The organism is Lysinibacillus sp. NPDC097231 (assembly GCF_044761885.1).
In the GTDB taxonomy this organism is placed as follows: domain Bacteria; phylum Bacillota; class Bacilli; order Bacillales_A; family Planococcaceae; genus Lysinibacillus.
The window spans coordinates 22085-38839 of the sequence record NZ_JBIWDH010000008.1 but is presented as its reverse complement, the minus strand read 5'-3'; the positions used below and the strand labels follow the sequence as shown (position 1 = coordinate 38839).

Below are 16755 nucleotides of genomic sequence, written 5' to 3'. Positions count from 1 at the left end.
ACTGAAAAAGGCGATAAATTCGCGAATTTAGATGATGCAACAAAAACAAAGGTACAAGAAATAATGAAGCAACAAAAAGATGGTTCCTTAACTCAAGAGGAAGCAAATACACAACTGAAAGAACTTGGTGTATCTCTTCCAAGCCATACTGAAAAAGGCGATAAATTCGCGAATTTAGATGACGAAACTAAAAAAGAGGTTACAAAATTAATTGAGCAAGCAAAGATACAGTTGGAGGAACTAGGAGTTGATTTGCCTACAGAGAAGTTTAATCAATTAATTGATTAAAATGATGTGAAGGAAGGACAACCTTTAAACAATAACGGCGGTAACCAATTTTATTAGACAAAATATCGAAGTGTACCACGATCAATAAAAGGGTTCCTAAAACCCCTGTTTTATCAGGCTTTTAGGGCCCTTGTTACTGCTTTTTTAGGTTAAACCTTTAATATATTTCGTAACATTCCCTAAACAACAACTTCCTTGAGGATTGTTTACCTCGCAGCCACAACGGTTTTCCTTTATATTTGCACGAATATGTTCTAAAGGATTTGGCGTAAGTTCATTTTCAACATATTGTTTAATTTTTTCTTTAGTCCAATTAAAACAATAACAAATCGGTGTACTAACTGAGTCATTCTTTTGATGCACAGCTACCTTTATATCAGATAGAAGGTATTCCTTATTACTCGTATCAAAATAAACTACATGACAATCCTTAGTTGCACAAAAAAAGTGATTTTCCATTGCATTTATAGTTTCTAATACAGATGGTTTAATCATTGATTTAATTGTTATCAGCTTTACATTCTTAGCTTTATGTTTGCAAGATGGACAAACAATAGTGTTTTCGTTAATATTTTTTTTAAGGTTACTACTACAGCAGTTTTCCATCGTCTTTCCACCTTTCATTTTATTTTCATTTCAATAACAGGACAGGGCATGTACACTAATTTGGAGTTGGAATTAGTAATTCTCCTTATATACTAGTATAAACCAAGTACTAAGGTACTGTTTTATTTGTTGACTCAGAATATCAACAAGATAGTGAATACGTAAAAAAAGAGGAACTGCCCCCGAATGTCCAGCAATTGGGAGCAGTTCATTTAATTTGAAAATGACGTTTTTAAATAAGTTGTTTTTGTTTTAAAATGTGAAAATAAATAACAGCCTATAATGACGATCAATCCCCCAATCCCCTGAGTCCAAGAGATGCGCTCTCCAATAAATAAAAACGCTAAAAGTGCCGTGAAAATCGGATTAAAATTAAGGAAAATACCGGATGTTGTAGCCCCTAATTTTTGAATACCAATACTCCAAAGTACCATACAGACTACAGTGGAGATCAACGCTGTATATAAAAGCGAGAGAATAAAAGAATGATTAACATTGGAAATACTATAATCCTTAAGGTTAAATGGCAATAGTACAAGAAGTCCAAATATTCCTGAATACAAATTAGACATTAGTGGGGAAGTAGTTTTCATTGCCCATTTACTACAAACGGAATAAATTCCCCAAATACATACAGCTGCAATCATCCATAAATCCCCCAAATTAAAATGAAAAGATAATAATAAGGTGATATTCCCTTTTGACAGTACGAGCAGAACCCCAAATAACGAAAGTAGCATTGAAAGTGCTTGAAGTACATTAATCTTTTCTCTTAGAAAAACAAATGAAAAAACCGCAATTGAAATTGTATTTAATGTTGAAATGAGGCCAACATTCGTCGATGTAGTTCTTTCCAATGCTAAAAATTGAAAGATATTAAACAATACGACCCCTGTAATGCCCATTAAAAATAAAGGGAGAAGGGCATCGCGAGAGGGAAGCAATCTTTTTTCTTTCCACCAAACCATTGGTAGTAGTACAGTGACAGCAATGAGCCACCGCAAGCTCGTCAATGTTAATGGAGAGGCATGATTAACAAGAGATTTGGCAACTACAAAATTCCCTCCCCAAAGTAAACTAGTTAAAAGCATCAATAAAACATAGACATTCGTCAAATCACTATCTCTCCTTTAGTTCTCATATTTATAATCGAGTTATTATAGTTAAAAGAATCATAACATTTTAGCTTTTTTAGCAGTATAATATTCTGTAGAATGAATAAAAATCAAAATAATCATAAGAATAATAGAATTTTACAGAATAAAATTAATAACAAGAGTCGGATATAGCTGAAATTTCGAATAAAAAAAGGAGAGAAAATAGTTTGAGAGATGTTGAAAGAAAATTATTAGATAGCGTAGATACTCAAATACTAGATATTTTGCAGAGGGAAGTTCAAATAAGTAATGCAGAAATAGCGAGACGAGTGAATTTATCCCCACCTGCAACTCATACAAGAATAAAACGATTAGAAAGTGAAGGATTTATTGACAAACAAGTTGCCATTTTAAATCATGAGAAACTGGGATTCGATTTACTGTGCTACGTTTTCATGAGTACAAATATTCATCAAGCTAAGGAACTAGAAGCTTTGGAAAATGCCTTAAAAACAATGACAGAAATATTAGAATGTCATTGTTTAACAGGAGAGCACGATTATCTTTTAAAGGTTATTATTAGAGATCGAAAAGAATTAAATAGCTTTATAAGAAAATTAAATAGGCTGGGCATATCCCGCATTCAAACTAACTTATCTTTAAGAGAAGTTAAATATTCAACAGTTTTACCAATATCTGAAGATGAACAGTAGAAGTTCTTTCGAGCAATACTTCGTCACTTAAATGTATAGGATAAACAATAAGCATGTAGCTCTGTAAAATTACGGGAGGTATTATGAAAACATTCATATATATGGTACGACACGGTGAACAGACTTGAACCATCGAGAGAATTACAAATAGAAAAGGAGATAATAAAGAAGTAGACTGTGATGCAGATACCTTTACTCTATTTAAACATTTAGAAGAAAAAGATATAATAGCTTTTACATTATCATTGATTGGAGTGTAAGGCTACTCGACTCCCGTGGGAAAGCGAAGGAAGCGGCTCCGCGCTCGTCCACAGGAAGCTTTGCTCTGTGCGAAAGCGAAGCGTCAGCAAAAGGGTTTTGTCTGTGCGATAGCGTAGTGCAAACGTAGCGGCAGCAACAACAAATTTGTTTACTGTGCGACAGCAACAAAGCGAGTAGTCTGGAACGGAAATCACCTCATTTAAGGTGTCAAATATTCACTAAGATTTCCTTGACTATTTTGTTTTTCAACACTATGGGGAGCAAAGCCTTTTAAGACATTGCTCCTTTTACATTTAAAAGTACTTCTGATAATACTCTTTCCTTAGCCTCCCGCTTAATTGAGCTTAGATCCTAGTTGTTTCGCTTTTCTCATGCCCCATAAGACTTTGTATGACTTCTATGGGAGCTCCATTGTTCAACAAATGAATTGCATAGCTATGTCTAAGTTGAATTGCTTTATTGATTTCAGCACAATTTGATATCCGCTTGATGATGTATCGCATTTGAGCAATACTCATTTTATGTAGCCGACTGACTGTCACAAAGATGGGCAGGATTATTGTCAGTGCGACTATGTCACAACGCGTATTAAAATAAATTTCCCTTTCCTTATCATCTTTTCCTCTGACGATTGATTCGACCAATTAATATCGTTCTTTTCTAACGCAACTGTTTCTCCAATTCGGCAACCAGTAGAAAACATGAATTCGAAAATATTCTTACTCAAGTATCCTTCTTCATGGGACCAACGAAAAAATGATTTCATAAAGCGGATACGGTGTGCAAGACTGGTTGGTTAGTTTATACTCTTTCGTGCTCAGTATTGTAGGTTCATATTAAAATAAGGGTCACTCAGTCGAAAGTGACCCTTAGCACCAATATAGGATGAATCAGCAAAAAAGCTTATCACCATATAACTATGGTTTGGTATCTGTTTTTGTAGGCATTAGTTTATCGAGCTGCTTCCTTAAGTAACTGTAGTAAGTTCTACAGCCTCTACTACTAATGGAGTTCCGGCTCCGATTGTACCAGTAACACCGTTAAAAGTTAACTCTGTTGCAGAAATTGTATATAAATCACCTTCCTGCAATACTCCATTAACATAGAAATTATAGTAGCCGTTCGCTACTATTGGGAATGCAGTTGCGACATCTCCACTATCATCTAGAAAGTTTCCAACAGGTATAGTAGTACCATCAATGATAGGCAAGTCTGCTACTAAGACATCGAAGAATCTAGTGGAAGTTGCTGTAACATTTACATGAATATTGATAATTGAAAGCGGCATTTTTTTCACCTCCTTTCAAGAGAAAAAGTTTAGTTTAAATAAAGGATTTTATTATATTTGTTGGAAGCCTAATGATTCTATAATTATTGGAGTTCCAGCAAAAATAATTGTATTAAATGGTTTAAGAGTTAATGAATCTGGGGCTACTTTGTATGCGCCGCCCTCTTGCATTACGGCATTGATATAAAGATTAACGTAGCCGTTAGGGTTAAAAAGCGTAAATTCGGTTACAGGATCGCCATTATCATCTGTAAATAAATTAGCTGGAAGGGTTGCTCCGTTTGTTAAGTCAATATCTTTAGTAACAATGTAGAAATATCTATTTATTTTTGGAATAATATTTCCTGCAGGGGTGACTACTGGAGGAATTTCAATAGAACCTATGTCAATAGCTTTTAAACGGGGCCAAAAAACTCGATCACAACAATTGTCGCCAATCAAATTTTGCGGGTCCAATTTTATCATCATTTTTTTCTCACCTCCCTTTTTAATATGTTTTTGACCCCGAAAGTTATAGGCACTTGTAACAAGAAAGATTTTCAAAATATTATATCTTGTCTTCATTTTTATCTTATGAATTAAGACTGGAAGGTGATTGGTAGTTTGTCTATTAAAGAGAATTAAATAAATATTTTTTTAAAAGGATAGTTTATGACTGAAATGAAAACTATTAAAATGAAATTTTGACGAAATACAGGGGGAAAGACTTTAAGAAATTGTGCACTTCAATAATTGAAAGGGTAAATCGACATTGTGGCAGTGTTCCAATTACCACTAAAGCGTTGCTATGATTAACTTTTGAAGAAAGTGCATAAAAACATGTATAAATAATATTCATAAGAAAAGCCGCAAACGTTGATATCACAGCGTTTGCGGCTTTTTGGTTATGTCCAAACTTGCATTTGGGACGTTATTAAGTTTATTTATGTATACGTTATAAATCCTTGTTACACTAAAGCGCCCCTATCTACAGTATATCAAGAAGTAGTATTTAACGTATTCAAAGTTAAATATTACTTCTTTTTTGTTTCATTAAAATCTACTTATCTTCAGCTTTATTAAATTCAAGTAGATATAAATTAAGAAAAGGGCGAATTGAACATTTGAAAGTAGCGGTACAACCTTTTGCTTGGCCACGTCCAGATACAGATTTTTTGTTCAAACTTTGTTCAAAATTCGAGGTTTACTTTTATCTCAAAATTAAGGATTAGGGGAATTTTTTATCAATCTTTTTTCAAAGGCAAGAAGGATAATTACAGTTTGATGTATAATTAGTAATTTATAACAAAAATGTGAAATGAAAAGGAGGTTTTATTATGTCAAAGGTGAAAAAATTCTTCTTGCCAGTATTAATAATTTTTGCTACTTTTTTCTATAGTTTACCTCAAACTACAGTTTCCGCGCTAACTAACGACGCTCCGGATATTGTTCAAGTTATCGGCTCTGCGGCTGAGGAAAAGATTGATGCAACGTTTCGTTTAGTCGAAGAGGGTGAAGGGACTGTAGCACCTGCGTCTGCTCTTAGATTGGAAGGATCGATTGTGTACACTGTCGGTGGTGGAGTTACAGCTGTTTCAGTTCCTTTGCATGGGGATTACAGCCTTCCTAGTAACATCACGGTGTTCTTCGATGAGGATGATAATGTATTGCAGACAAATGAAATGTTGGTTACCAAGAATGAGCTAGGAAACTTCCAGGTTTCGACGTATTTGAATGGAACGCTTGTTAATTCTCAGGATACTGGGATTGCTTATATGACGGATGAAGAATTGCTTGCAGAAGAGCCCTCTATGATTCAACCGATGGGTATAGGCGATGTGGCAGCTTGTCTTGTAGTGGCCATGGGTATTGGTGGTACGTTGGCTTATGCTATTGCGGTTGCGTGTGGCACTTCGTGTGTAGCACCGACACCAGTGACTGGTCCGATATGTGCTGCATGTATTGGTGCATATGCAATTCTTGGTACTGGTACTATTGCTGGAGCGGTAGCTTGTTTTAATTATCTATGAGGTGATTCGATGAACAAGGTTTTGGCGTTTTTGATCTTGGGAATGGGTTTTACTGGCTCCGTTTTAATAATCTCAGTCGTGCTATTGTTTAAATTTCGAACCGGAATAGTGTTGCAGATTGCTGTCGCCTCAGCATTAGTTTTAGTGGTGTTCACTGTCTGGGCTCTAGTATTACGAAAGCGCTTTGAGAACGAATTAAAGTGAAAAACGTTGTGTTAAAAAGGGGGATTTGCCCTCGGATTTCGACAAAAGGCATCGAGTTTTACTTTTCTCGGTGCCTTTTGTCTTTTATTTTTTTTTGATTATTCTGTCTCGGCATAAAGAATATTGCCTTCTCTTTCAAATTCCCTTATATAATACACTAAATAAGGGGTAATTACCCTAATTAATCGAAGTATTATGCTGCATTAATTTTAATATAATCCTTCCCAAAAGCGGTGTCTGGGGTCTTTATTTCATATTGCGATGTAATTGTAAGTAATATATATTTAAGGAAGTGGTTGAATGTTTTACTGGTTTGGAGCTGGCTTAATTGTTACAGTTGTTAGTGGTGCAGCTTTTATTGATTATAGAATAGAAAAGTTAAGCGTGAACAATTTACCCATACGCATTCATCTAATAAACCTGGCGATGATTCAAATTTCACAGCTGGCGACAATAAATATCTGAACGGTGGAGGGTAAAATAGTAACCGCTGTTTTTAATACCTAAACGAGTGGTCTTGGCGAGAAGATTTACTTGAAATAAATACTGTCAAAGCTACACCTCCTTGTTAGTTGTGTCTAATAAGGAGGTGTAGTTCACGTTTGGTAACGTTTTTTCTTATCGTTGTAAATCGGAATTTTTCTGACCCTAACTCAAATATCAGTTATGTTGATTTAAAAAAGACAAAACATATTAGTCATATAAAATATGTTTTATCCTTTGATTTATTTATCTTTTTTTATTTTGGTCTTGATAAGAAAGATTTTATGCATGAAAAACAGCTCTAAATTTGAGCTGTTGATTGGATTTAATTTTTATTATATTAGTGGACTACAAGAAGGGAATCCATGAACATCATTGATCATCAAGAAATCATATTGTTTTAATGAAATTGAGCCTGGTATAGATATTCATATACAAGGAGCATACCATTTGATACTCTACACAATATTATCGATGTTCTTTGACCATTTACTAGTGAACTCCTTCTGGTTGACCCATTAGATCCGCAATTCTTTGTTGTCATGGCATAGGCATCATTCCTTTTAGAGTAGTAAATGTTTTTATGGATATTTTGTGATGTGTTATAGATAGTATGAAGAAATGCGACCGATTGCACGAAAACCTTCTGACAGAGTAAATCATCGCGTAATATTGGTTAGCCTTTACGGTTTGTAGTTAAAACATTAGTTACATATTGAGAAGAAAAAGAAAACAAGTGAACCAACAAATTTTTTTGAATATAATGTTTGAAACTAAAAGAATTAGGGAGACGGTGTATTGAGCGATATAGATAAACGAAACAGATTAAGCGAAGAACCATTTGATTTTCAAATAACGAAAAAAGGAACAGTAGTAATATATTACGAAGGTAAACAGATAAAAATTGTAAAGGATCAGGCAGAGCGTCTTATCGCAAAAATCAAAGAAGCTGAAGATAATAAAACAGCTGTACAGTTATTGTTAGCTAAAATTACGGGTAATTTTAAAAGAGGTAACGAGAAATTTGGAAAAGATAAAAGAAAATGAACTACACTAGGCCATGCAAAGAGGGAGTCGAAAAAGTATCGAAATATTGATTGAACATATTAGTAAGTTGCGCGGGAGGTAAGTGATTTGAGAGAAATTCCCGAAACAAAAGAAAGGAAAAACGAACACCTTGAGATGTTCGTTAATGAGTTATTATTTTTCATTTACTGTATTCCCCATTGCAATAGAAATCCTATTCCAACTGTTGATTTGATTGATGATTAGAACAAGGTCAACATACTGTTTCTCGTCATAGTATTTACGAACTCGCTTATATAGGTCATCTGGAACTCTTTTAGTAGGAATTAAAGTTATATGTTCAGATAATTCTAGGGCAACTATCTCTTCAGGTGTATAAAAAGTACATTCACTCCAAGCATTTAAACAATAAATACGCTGTTCGGTTTCCCCCATCTTACGAGCATCGGATGTATGTAGGTCTATGCAGAAAGCGCAACCATTAATTTGAGATACTCTAATTTTGATAAGTTCCCTTGTTGCTCGATTAATGGTAGATTTCTTGGTGTATCTCTCCATATCCATCATTATTTTCATACCATCAGGTGCAACATCATAGTAGGCAACTCTTTGACTCATAAAGCCAGACTCCTTTTTTTTTTAAGATAAGATCATTATAACTATACACGAACGTTTGTGCTATCTTTTGCCTCTATGACATTCATCAATCTAAATCTATTTATTTACAGTAGCTTCCTGAAATAATTGTACGAAGACGTAATCAAACGCGTAAATTATCACTAATTCATTTGGATCTTTCTATTTTAATTGATATTCTCCATCTGAAAATGAGCCAGCATCTGTACGTATATCTACTAAATACTTAAATAATCTCATAGGCTAAAACGATTTGTGATGAAAGTGTGGGTTTGGTTTTAAGGATGAAAAACATTACATTTATTTCATTTTATAGGTTATTATTAGGTGGTGGATGAAAAGAAATTAGAAAAATATATTAAATAGGGATGGCTATTAAACATGATGAACAAACACTATGACATTCTTGAAATATACAATAATTACACTGATTTACAACAAGAAAAGCTAATCGAACTCAAGCAATTGATTATGAGTGTTGCTAATAATCTAGGAGATATAACTATTCAGGAGAGTTTGAAATGGAGACAATTAACTTTTTCGTCCGAAAACGGCACACCTATTAGAATAGATCGTTTTTCTGATTCACAAATAGGTTTTTTCGTACATTGTCAAACAACTTTAGTTGAAGAATGGAGAGAATTATTTGGTAACTCTTTAGATTTTTCTAAAAACAGAGCAATTATACTTTCAGTAAACAGTGAGTTACCAATTGAAGAATTAACACTTTGTATTCAAATGGCGTTGACTTATCATAAAAAATAAAGATACAGTGATCCAGAGTTTTTCTGCCTGCTTTGATATTTCAACAGACGAAGAATAATGATGAAATCAGTCGCTTGATGCTGGAATGTAAGACTAAACTTGTCATTTCTTGCGCTTACCCGGGAAATTATTTTTTATTTCCTAACCTGAGTGATCTATTTTCTAAGGAGAATTTTCAGAGTGTTTAAAAAAAGCCGCAGCGTCGTCATACGCTACAGCAAACTAAAGAATAATATGAAGAAAGAAACTATAAAAGGGTCACCAGGCTGGAGGGCGACCCTTAAATCGGAAATGTTAATATTCTCTATGCATGAAAGTAGCTCCGATAATAATTAGAAGTATAAATAGAACAACAATTAAGGCAAATTGTGAACCATTACCATAACCGCCACCGTAATAGCAGCCATTATTAATACCACCAACATTTCCACCATAGTATCCCATAAAACACACCCCCTTTCTACAATATATAATATGTTAGCTGTAGAAAAGGAGTGGGGTGTTAAACCATTCAGCTATATAGGCATTAAAAAATATATTTTTGTGAGATAAGACAATAAAAAAGGGTCACTTGGGATAGGAGTGACCCTTAGTAAAAAGATTCGGAGGTGTAAGGCTAAATTAGCTTTACATTACTATTAATATGATGTGATAGCTATGTTTGTATAGTGAATTGCCTGTGAAATAGAATTTAAAAAAGCCGCAGCGTTTGCAGACTCTACAGCTCAGAATTGGTTAATGCTCTTTTATCTAGGCTAGTCAGATAAAAGCATACGGGAATAGGAGGGCAAATCTAATGGGCAAGGGCAAATCAAGGTAACGAAAAAGAATGTACTGAAGTGGATTGAACATAGCCGATAGATGGTTGAAACCATTGAGGAAGTAATATAGCCAGGAGCAAAGGTTGATAACAATAGTTACATCGGGGTAAAGATTGTTATTTATGGAGTTGAGGCAACGCTACCAAAGGCAAATGGCGGGAATAGTGATCCGATGTTTGCAGAAGTGCAACGTCATGTATATTCGCTAAATTATCGAATTAAGGAATATAAACAAAAGATTGCCGAAGTACAAATGCATTCCATATGTAGTTAGCGACAGGGAAGTTGAGGTTCTTCATAGGCTGCTACATGTAGAAAACAAACAATGTAGTTGAGATGTTTATATATGTAGATGGAAATTGATGTATTGGATATTTATGGCGGGTGTAGGAGTATCCATTTTATTAGCGATATTTAGTGAAAAAGGACAAGCGAAAACAATCGTGTTAAGCATATATGGTTTACTAATTGTTGATTTTATAACAATGGCGATACTTTTTGGCGTTGCACATAGTTAACTTTTCTGTCATTTTAAAGTAAATGGGCGCTTAGTTGGATTTTTAGCATTTTGTAGGTTGGGAACAAATGTAAGACATGTACGATAGTTAGTGTAGAAAAATTTAGGTCGGTAAACGGTGAGGTACATTGTAAAGCGCAGATTAGATAAGGGATATGTAAAAATTTGAAAATAGTTATAGAATTCCCTTCATTATCCATGTATATTTATGTAGAAGGGAGTTTGTAAAATGAAAAAAATACTTATACTACCACTAACATTGCTACTAGTTGTTTTATTAGTAGCGTGTAAACAGGATAAAGAAAGTGATAGTGGTAAGAAAACCGATAGTGCTGATAAAACAGAAGAACAATCTAAAGACGAGTCATTTAAAGTTGATAAAGGACTTATGAACGTCGAAGTGACAATACCAGCTTCGTTTTTCGAAGGTCAAGACATTGATTCTTCGATTGCTCAAGCAAAAGAGGAAGGAATTAAGGAAGCCATCAAAAATAACGATGGTTCTGTAACATACAAAATGTCTAAATCAGTTCATAAAGAAATGATGAAAGATTTGGAAAATGGTATTCTTGAAACGGTAGAAGATATTAAAAATAGCGATGACTTTGCTTCTATAAAAGATGTATCAAATAACAAGTCTTTTACTGAGTTTACACTAACCGTAAATAAAGAACAGTTTGAAGGCAGTTTTGATGCTATGGCATCAATAGGCCTTGCACTAGCAGGTATGTATTATCAATTATTCAACGGTGTAGACCCAGAACAATATAAAGTTACAGTGATTTTTAAAGATGAATCAAATGGAGAGGTAATTAATACAATTGTTTATCCAGATGATATGAATGACTAAAAAACTGTTAAAGGGCACTTTCTAATACGAGAGTGCCTTTTACATTTGAGGAAAAAATCTCGGAGGAAGAAACCATGTAGATTTCTTATTGTTATGGGAATCGCTAAACCTTAATGAACAATATGAGAAAAGAAATTAATAAAGGGTCACTCGGCTGGAAGTGACCGTAAATATAACTATAAGAGACTATTGGAACTTTTGTTTTTTAATTTTCATCATTTTTTTTATAAGAATTAATATGCTTGTGTTTCATATCCAAAATCGAATGAATTTCTGCTATCTCTATAATGTTTATTGGTATTTTTATATCTGTAGAATATAGTTGCTTATTTTTTCGTTTAACAAATGGTATTAATGCATAGTAGCTAGCAAAAGAATAGACAACCATTGTAATTAACATAAGTGCAAAGTCTAAGTCATTTTCAGTATTGTCATTATTGTTTTTATTTTTTTTCAACGATGAAGTGGCGCTAAGTTGATGGGATTCAGAGTTAGCATTTATTTGTGTTTCTAAATTATTTAATCTTGTATCAAAATTCTGGATATTGATATTATTAATATTTGAACTAATCGTTGAATTGAATAGTAAAATTACAGTCATGAGAAAAGTTGAAAAATTAGCGATATTAGTAAATGAAGAAACTAAATCACGATCTAAATAGTCCTCTTTAAAAATGAATTTAACCATTAATATATGTACAATTAAGTTTATAACAATTGAAAGTATAAAACTAACAGTTAAAGTTAAAATTAATCCTAATAAAGTTTTAACAATGAAATTTTCATAAACTACAAGACAAAGAAGAGAAGCGAAAAATGTACATGAAGTAACTACTAAAAAATGAGAGAGTGCAATGAATAATGGAATTCTGGTTTTAGTTCTTTTTACTGCAAAGAATAGTATGATTATACAAGCGCCTATTGTTAAAGTTGATATAATAAATATATTCTTTTCTCTAACAAGATAAATATAGAAAATGAGAAGACATAAATAAGCACTAATAAAGATAAAAAATTTTTTGTTTTTCATTATAAACCCTTCTTTCCAAAATTAACTATATCCCTAAAGTTAGCAAACTTTTACTATGTTATATGCTGCTGAATTATTTTACACATATTACAAGTGGAATCTAGTACAAAGTAAGATATTCCTACAATCGCGACTATTGCTACTATTTCTTTTCACCCCAATCCCTCCGTTAATTTGATTATTGTAACTATTTTCCATTTTAAGAGATTTATTAATTCATGTATATAAAAATCACAACAAAACCCAGATAATCATTAATTTGAGCTTGGCTTTTTTATTGCAAACAAAAAGCCACTCGTTTTTTTGAGTGACTACTTTAGATTATTTTCTAATTCTTCCTTAGTTTTTGCCTCACCTTCATTATCTACTGAAGTTTTAGTTGAATCGGTTGTTGAAATAAATCCAATAAACACAATAGTCAATATAGCTAATGCAATACCTGCAAACTTGATTTGTTTCATATTTTCTTTGTCCTTTTTTGCAAATTGAACAATTGCAAAAATAATTAAAATAATAATAGCTGTAAGACTCAAAATCGAGATAATCAAAATTAAATCATCCATTTATATGTTCCCCTTTCATTACTATTTTAGATAATAGAGGATGAAAAGTACACATAAAAACGCAAACTGAACAGACGCAGAAGGAGGGGAATAAGCTAAGCTGGTTCAAACAACAGAAGTGAAATTCATGCTTAATGATCCTAAGAACATTTCTGCCATATGTACAAGTGCGAGAAATTGCGGATCTGTTAGGATTGAAGCTCGTTTATAACAACGAGAGTAAAATAACAAAATTGTATGAGGTGAAATAATAAATATAGCGAGAATTGAAAATTATCATTGAACAACGTAGTAATTAAAAAGTAGCAAATACAACATGAATGATCAGGTAATCACAAAAGCTTGTGTTTACCTGATCATTAAAATAGCATCAACAAAATACGCAAAAATGATTAAAGCAAAGAGCCCCCAAACTACTTTTTTAGCGAAAGCAGTGTCTTGTTCCTTTTGAATTTTGTTTTGGACTTCGTTTTGTACTCTCGCTCTCTCTTCTCTCTTTGCTCTCGTTGTTGTATCTTCAAAAATCGTATTACAATATTCACATTCCACAAATACTAAACCATCTCTATATACTTTCTTAAACGGATTACTGGCTAAACAATTAGGGCAATTATTCATTTATATTCACCTCAATATATCTATCTACTATTTACCATTTTAGGGAATTTGATATGTGTTGTATATATAAATCTATTATCAATTTACTAAACCTCATACAAATCAACCTTTGGTGGAACGAAACAAATTATTATCATCCATCATCGGACCTTCAAATAGTTTAATTATGACACTATCAATTGAAGATGATGGTGTAACTAAAGTGGATCGTGATATAACTTAGCTAGAACCGATGTTGTATTGTAAAGTTCAATATCTTGAAAAGACTCACTCAGGATGATCATTAAGAATTGTATCGTTTAAAGGTTTTAATTTTGATAAAGTTCATGAGGCTATATAGAAAAATCCACTCATAGTTTTTCAAATGAGTGGATTTTTAATTTTTAAAGATTATGTAGTATTGCACCTGCTCATTGATTTGTATTTATGTTTAAAATAATGGTACTCCACGGTACCCCAGAAAGTGCCCCAATTAAAAGAAGTTATATGGTGTTATATGGGTCAAAGGTAAATATAAAATAATTTTATTTATAAATTAATTATTACTATTAATTGAGTCATTATTTTCACCTCACAAAAATCAAAAAAGCAAAAACCCCACCAAATCAATACTTTTACGCTATAATGTAGGACGAGGTGAAGAAAATGTTTGTAAGTGAGAAACAGATTGAAATTCGATATGCTGAGACTGACCAAATGGGCGTTGTGTATCATGCAAACTACATCATTTGGATGGAGATTGGGCGCACACAACTAGTAAGTGATGCAGGCTTTGAATATGCAGCGCTTGAAAAAGATGGTTATGTATCGCCGGTGATGGATTTAACCATTTCTTATAAGGCGGCTATGCATTATGGACAAGTGGCGACAGTACGCACATGGGTGGAAAAGCACGATCGTCTACGTACAACATATGGTTATGAAATTTTACATGAAGATGGCACGATTGCAGCAACTGCTCAATCCGTACATATTCTAGCGTACAAAGATACGTTACGTCCGGTATCCCTAAGTAAAATTGATCCAGCATGGGATGCGAAATATAAAGAAATAGCACGGGAAACGAAATAGGAGAATACGATATGGAATTTTTATTAGCGTTAGGGGCTATTATGGCTTGTCTTGGAGTCGTGTTAGGTGCTTTTGGGGCGCATGCTCTAAAAGACAAATTTGCATCACCCCATTATGCTGCTATTTGGGAAACGGCTGTGCAATATCATATGTACCATGCACTAGGTTTAATAGGGCTTGGTATTTTATCAAGTGACGCTCTTTTAGGTGCTTCTAGTATGCTTTCATGGGCAGGCTATCTAATGTTTGCTGGTATTGTGTTTTTCTCTGGTAGCTTGTATGTATTAGCTGTAACAGGCGTGAAAAAGCTTGGGGCGATTACACCAATCGGAGGTATGTTATTTATCGTTGCCTGGGTGCTTGTTGCTATTTCTGCTTTTGCATAACGATTTAAACAAAATTTAATGAAAGTATGAACGAGGCTGTTCCAAATGAGTGACTCATATGGAATGGTCTTGTTTTTTGCAAGAATTAAAAAAATATGAAACAAATTGTCTATTATTGCGTACTACATAATGATTACATCATTTTTAATGATAAAATAAACTTAAATATATATGTTGAAGGTGGGAAATTAATATGGGTTTATTAAAAGCAGGTGTTGGCGCATTAGCAGGCGTTCTAGAAGATCAATGGCGTGAATATTTCTATTGTGAATCTTTATCAGTAGATGTTCTTGTTGTAAAGGGTGCGAAACGTACATCTAAACGAGGCGCTAATAAAGGCAATGATAATATTATTAGTAATGGCTCCATTATTGCTATTAATGAAGGTCAATGTATGATGATTGTTGAGCAAGGGAAAGTAGTTGAGTTCTCTGCGGAGGCTGGTGAGTATGTTTACGATACATCAACAGAGCCTTCTATTATGTATGGTACGGATTTATCTGAAGGTATTATGGAAACATTCAAGCAGATCGGCAAACGCTTTACTTTTGGTGGAGAGCCCGCAAAAGATCAACGCGTATATTATTTTAATAAAAAAGAAATCGTTGGCAATAAATATGGCACACCAGCACCGATTCCTTTCCGTGTAGTAGACCGCAATATTGGCCTAGACATGGATATTGCTATTCGTTGCCATGGTGAATATTCTTATAAAATTGTTGATCCATTATTATTCTATACAAATGTTTGTGGAAACGTTGAGCGTGAATTTACAAGAGACGCTATCGATAGTCAATTAAAAACAGAGTTAATGACTGCATTACAACCAGCTTTCGCACATATTTCAGCAAGTGGGGTACGCTATAGCGAAATTCCTGCACATACAGTTGCACTTGCGGATGCCCTGAATAAAGTATTGTCAGAAAAATGGTTAGCAACTCGAGGTTTAGCAGTTGTATCCTTTGGCGTTAGTTCCTTAAAAGCATCTGATGAAGATGAAGCAATGATTAAACAATTACAACGCAATGCCGTACTGCGTGATCCGGGGATGGCTGCGGCTCAATTAACTGGTGCACAGGCGGAAGCGATGATTGCAGCAGCCAACAACGATGGTGGAGCAATGGCAGGATTTATGGGCATGAACATGGCAGCACAAGCTGGAGGTGTAAACGTAGGGCAGCTTTATCAAATGAATGAGCAAAATAAACAGACAGCCCAGCAAGAAGAACAAGCGACAACTTCAGCTACATGGAAATGTGCCTGTGGCAATGAAAACACTGGTAAATTCTGCTCAAATTGCGGTACATCAAAACCTGCGGAAGAGGGCTGGGCATGTACATGTGGTACTGTCAACAAAGGTAAATTCTGTAGCGAATGTGGTGCTAAAAAACCTGCAGGGGCATTACAATACATTTGCGATAAATGTGGCTGGGAGCCAGAGAATCCTGCGAACCCACCAAAATTCTGTCCAGAGTGTGGCGATGTTTTTGATGACAAAGATATTAAGTAAGGAGGTGGCTAAT

At 34.0% G+C, this 16755-nt stretch carries 19 protein-coding genes and 3 pseudogenes; 11 read left to right on the top strand and 11 right to left on the bottom strand.

Annotation, left to right across the window (positions count from 1 at the left end; translation table 11 throughout):
- Positions 1-288 (top strand): annotated as a pseudogene (locus ACIQXF_RS07210) (hypothetical protein); the annotation flags it as partial.
- Positions 289-432: 144 nt separating this feature from the next.
- On the opposite strand, the gene ACIQXF_RS07205 reads toward ACIQXF_RS07210, so the two are convergent.
- The gene (locus ACIQXF_RS07205) at positions 433-894 is read right to left on the bottom strand and encodes a putative iron-sulfur cluster-binding metallochaperone (protein ID WP_402780701.1); all 462 of its coding nucleotides are present in this window, start codon (positions 892-894) and stop codon (positions 433-435) included.
- A gap of 212 nt (positions 895-1106) precedes the next feature.
- On the bottom strand, positions 1107-1985 hold the full coding sequence (locus ACIQXF_RS07200; RefSeq protein WP_402780962.1) for a DMT family transporter: 879 nt from the start codon (positions 1983-1985) through the stop codon (positions 1107-1109).
- Positions 1986-2218: 233 nt separating this feature from the next.
- Here ACIQXF_RS07200 and ACIQXF_RS07195 point away from each other — a divergent pair, with 233 nt between their 5' ends.
- Complete coding sequence (locus tag ACIQXF_RS07195) at positions 2219-2704, top strand: Lrp/AsnC family transcriptional regulator (protein ID WP_402780698.1); 486 nt, start codon at positions 2219-2221, stop codon at positions 2702-2704.
- Positions 2705-3309: 605 nt separating this feature from the next.
- Here ACIQXF_RS07195 and ACIQXF_RS07190 read toward each other — a convergent pair.
- The 3 genes and pseudogenes from ACIQXF_RS07190 to ACIQXF_RS07180 all read right to left on the bottom strand — a co-directional run.
- Positions 3310-3761, bottom strand: a pseudogene (locus ACIQXF_RS07190) (tyrosine-type recombinase/integrase); the annotation flags it as partial.
- 171 nt (positions 3762-3932) lie between these two features.
- Positions 3933-4253: a DUF4183 domain-containing protein gene (locus tag ACIQXF_RS07185; RefSeq protein WP_402780695.1), complete on the bottom strand. Its 321-nt coding sequence runs from the start codon at positions 4251-4253 to the stop codon at positions 3933-3935.
- 51 nt (positions 4254-4304) lie between these two features.
- A complete protein-coding gene (locus ACIQXF_RS07180) occupies positions 4305-4721 on the bottom strand; it encodes a DUF4183 domain-containing protein (RefSeq protein WP_402780692.1) in 417 nt (138 codons plus the stop codon).
- 848 nt (positions 4722-5569) lie between these two features.
- Between ACIQXF_RS07180 and ACIQXF_RS07175 the strand changes: the two genes are divergently transcribed.
- The gene (locus tag ACIQXF_RS07175) at positions 5570-6262 is read left to right on the top strand and encodes a hypothetical protein (RefSeq protein WP_402780689.1); all 693 of its coding nucleotides are present in this window, start codon (positions 5570-5572) and stop codon (positions 6260-6262) included.
- 504 nt (positions 6263-6766) lie between these two features.
- Entirely contained in the window at positions 6767-6931 is a 165-nt protein-coding gene (locus tag ACIQXF_RS07170) for a hypothetical protein (protein ID WP_402780686.1), read from the top strand.
- A 353-nt stretch (positions 6932-7284) separates the two neighbouring features.
- Here the strand turns inward: ACIQXF_RS07170 and ACIQXF_RS07165 are convergent.
- Positions 7285-7468, bottom strand: a pseudogene (locus tag ACIQXF_RS07165) (hypothetical protein).
- A 279-nt stretch (positions 7469-7747) separates the two neighbouring features.
- On the opposite strand from ACIQXF_RS07165, the gene ACIQXF_RS07160 reads away from it, so the two are divergent.
- The gene (locus ACIQXF_RS07160) at positions 7748-7996 is read left to right on the top strand and encodes a hypothetical protein (protein WP_402780683.1); all 249 of its coding nucleotides are present in this window, start codon (positions 7748-7750) and stop codon (positions 7994-7996) included.
- 153 nt (positions 7997-8149) lie between these two features.
- Here the strand turns inward: ACIQXF_RS07160 and ACIQXF_RS07155 are convergent, their stop codons facing one another.
- On the bottom strand, positions 8150-8593 hold the full coding sequence (locus ACIQXF_RS07155; RefSeq protein ID WP_402780680.1) for a carboxymuconolactone decarboxylase family protein: 444 nt from the start codon (positions 8591-8593) through the stop codon (positions 8150-8152).
- Positions 8594-8992: 399 nt separating this feature from the next.
- Here ACIQXF_RS07155 and ACIQXF_RS07150 point away from each other — a divergent pair, with 399 nt between their 5' ends.
- Positions 8993-9376, top strand: a complete 384-nt coding sequence (locus tag ACIQXF_RS07150; protein ID WP_402780677.1) for a hypothetical protein — start codon at positions 8993-8995, stop codon at positions 9374-9376.
- Positions 9377-9670: 294 nt separating this feature from the next.
- On the opposite strand, the gene ACIQXF_RS07145 is transcribed toward ACIQXF_RS07150, so the two are convergent.
- The gene (locus ACIQXF_RS07145; RefSeq protein ID WP_402780674.1) at positions 9671-9820 is read right to left on the bottom strand and encodes a YjcZ family sporulation protein; all 150 of its coding nucleotides are present in this window, start codon (positions 9818-9820) and stop codon (positions 9671-9673) included.
- Between the two features lie 739 nt (positions 9821-10559).
- On the opposite strand from ACIQXF_RS07145, the gene ACIQXF_RS07140 reads away from it, so the two are divergent.
- Positions 10560-10715 (top strand): hypothetical protein, encoded by a 156-nt coding sequence (locus ACIQXF_RS07140; RefSeq protein WP_402780671.1) that lies wholly within the window; start codon positions 10560-10562, stop codon positions 10713-10715.
- A gap of 228 nt (positions 10716-10943) precedes the next feature.
- The gene (locus ACIQXF_RS07135) at positions 10944-11564 is read left to right on the top strand and encodes a hypothetical protein (RefSeq protein WP_402780668.1); all 621 of its coding nucleotides are present in this window, start codon (positions 10944-10946) and stop codon (positions 11562-11564) included.
- 205 nt (positions 11565-11769) lie between these two features.
- On the opposite strand, the gene ACIQXF_RS07130 is transcribed toward ACIQXF_RS07135, so the two are convergent.
- From ACIQXF_RS07130 to ACIQXF_RS07120, 3 genes are all read right to left on the bottom strand, one after another.
- Positions 11770-12594, bottom strand: coding sequence for a hypothetical protein (locus ACIQXF_RS07130; protein ID WP_402780665.1), 825 nt, complete (start codon positions 12592-12594; stop codon positions 11770-11772).
- A gap of 311 nt (positions 12595-12905) precedes the next feature.
- Positions 12906-13157, bottom strand: coding sequence for a hypothetical protein (locus ACIQXF_RS07125; RefSeq protein WP_402780662.1), 252 nt, complete (start codon positions 13155-13157; stop codon positions 12906-12908).
- A gap of 348 nt (positions 13158-13505) precedes the next feature.
- A complete protein-coding gene (locus ACIQXF_RS07120) occupies positions 13506-13775 on the bottom strand; it encodes a hypothetical protein (RefSeq protein ID WP_402780659.1) in 270 nt (89 codons plus the stop codon).
- 645 nt (positions 13776-14420) lie between these two features.
- On the opposite strand from ACIQXF_RS07120, the gene ACIQXF_RS07115 reads away from it, so the two are divergent.
- The 3 genes from ACIQXF_RS07115 to ACIQXF_RS07105 all read left to right on the top strand — a co-directional run bounded on the left by ACIQXF_RS07115 (position 14421) and on the right by ACIQXF_RS07105 (position 16742).
- A complete protein-coding gene (locus ACIQXF_RS07115) occupies positions 14421-14846 on the top strand; it encodes an acyl-CoA thioesterase (RefSeq protein WP_402780656.1) in 426 nt (141 codons plus the stop codon).
- Between the two features lie 11 nt (positions 14847-14857).
- Entirely contained in the window at positions 14858-15232 is a 375-nt protein-coding gene (locus ACIQXF_RS07110; RefSeq protein WP_402780653.1) for a DUF423 domain-containing protein, read from the top strand.
- 193 nt (positions 15233-15425) lie between these two features.
- Entirely contained in the window at positions 15426-16742 is a 1317-nt protein-coding gene (locus ACIQXF_RS07105; RefSeq protein WP_402780650.1) for an SPFH domain-containing protein, read from the top strand.
- Positions 16743-16755: the final 13 nt, after the last annotated feature.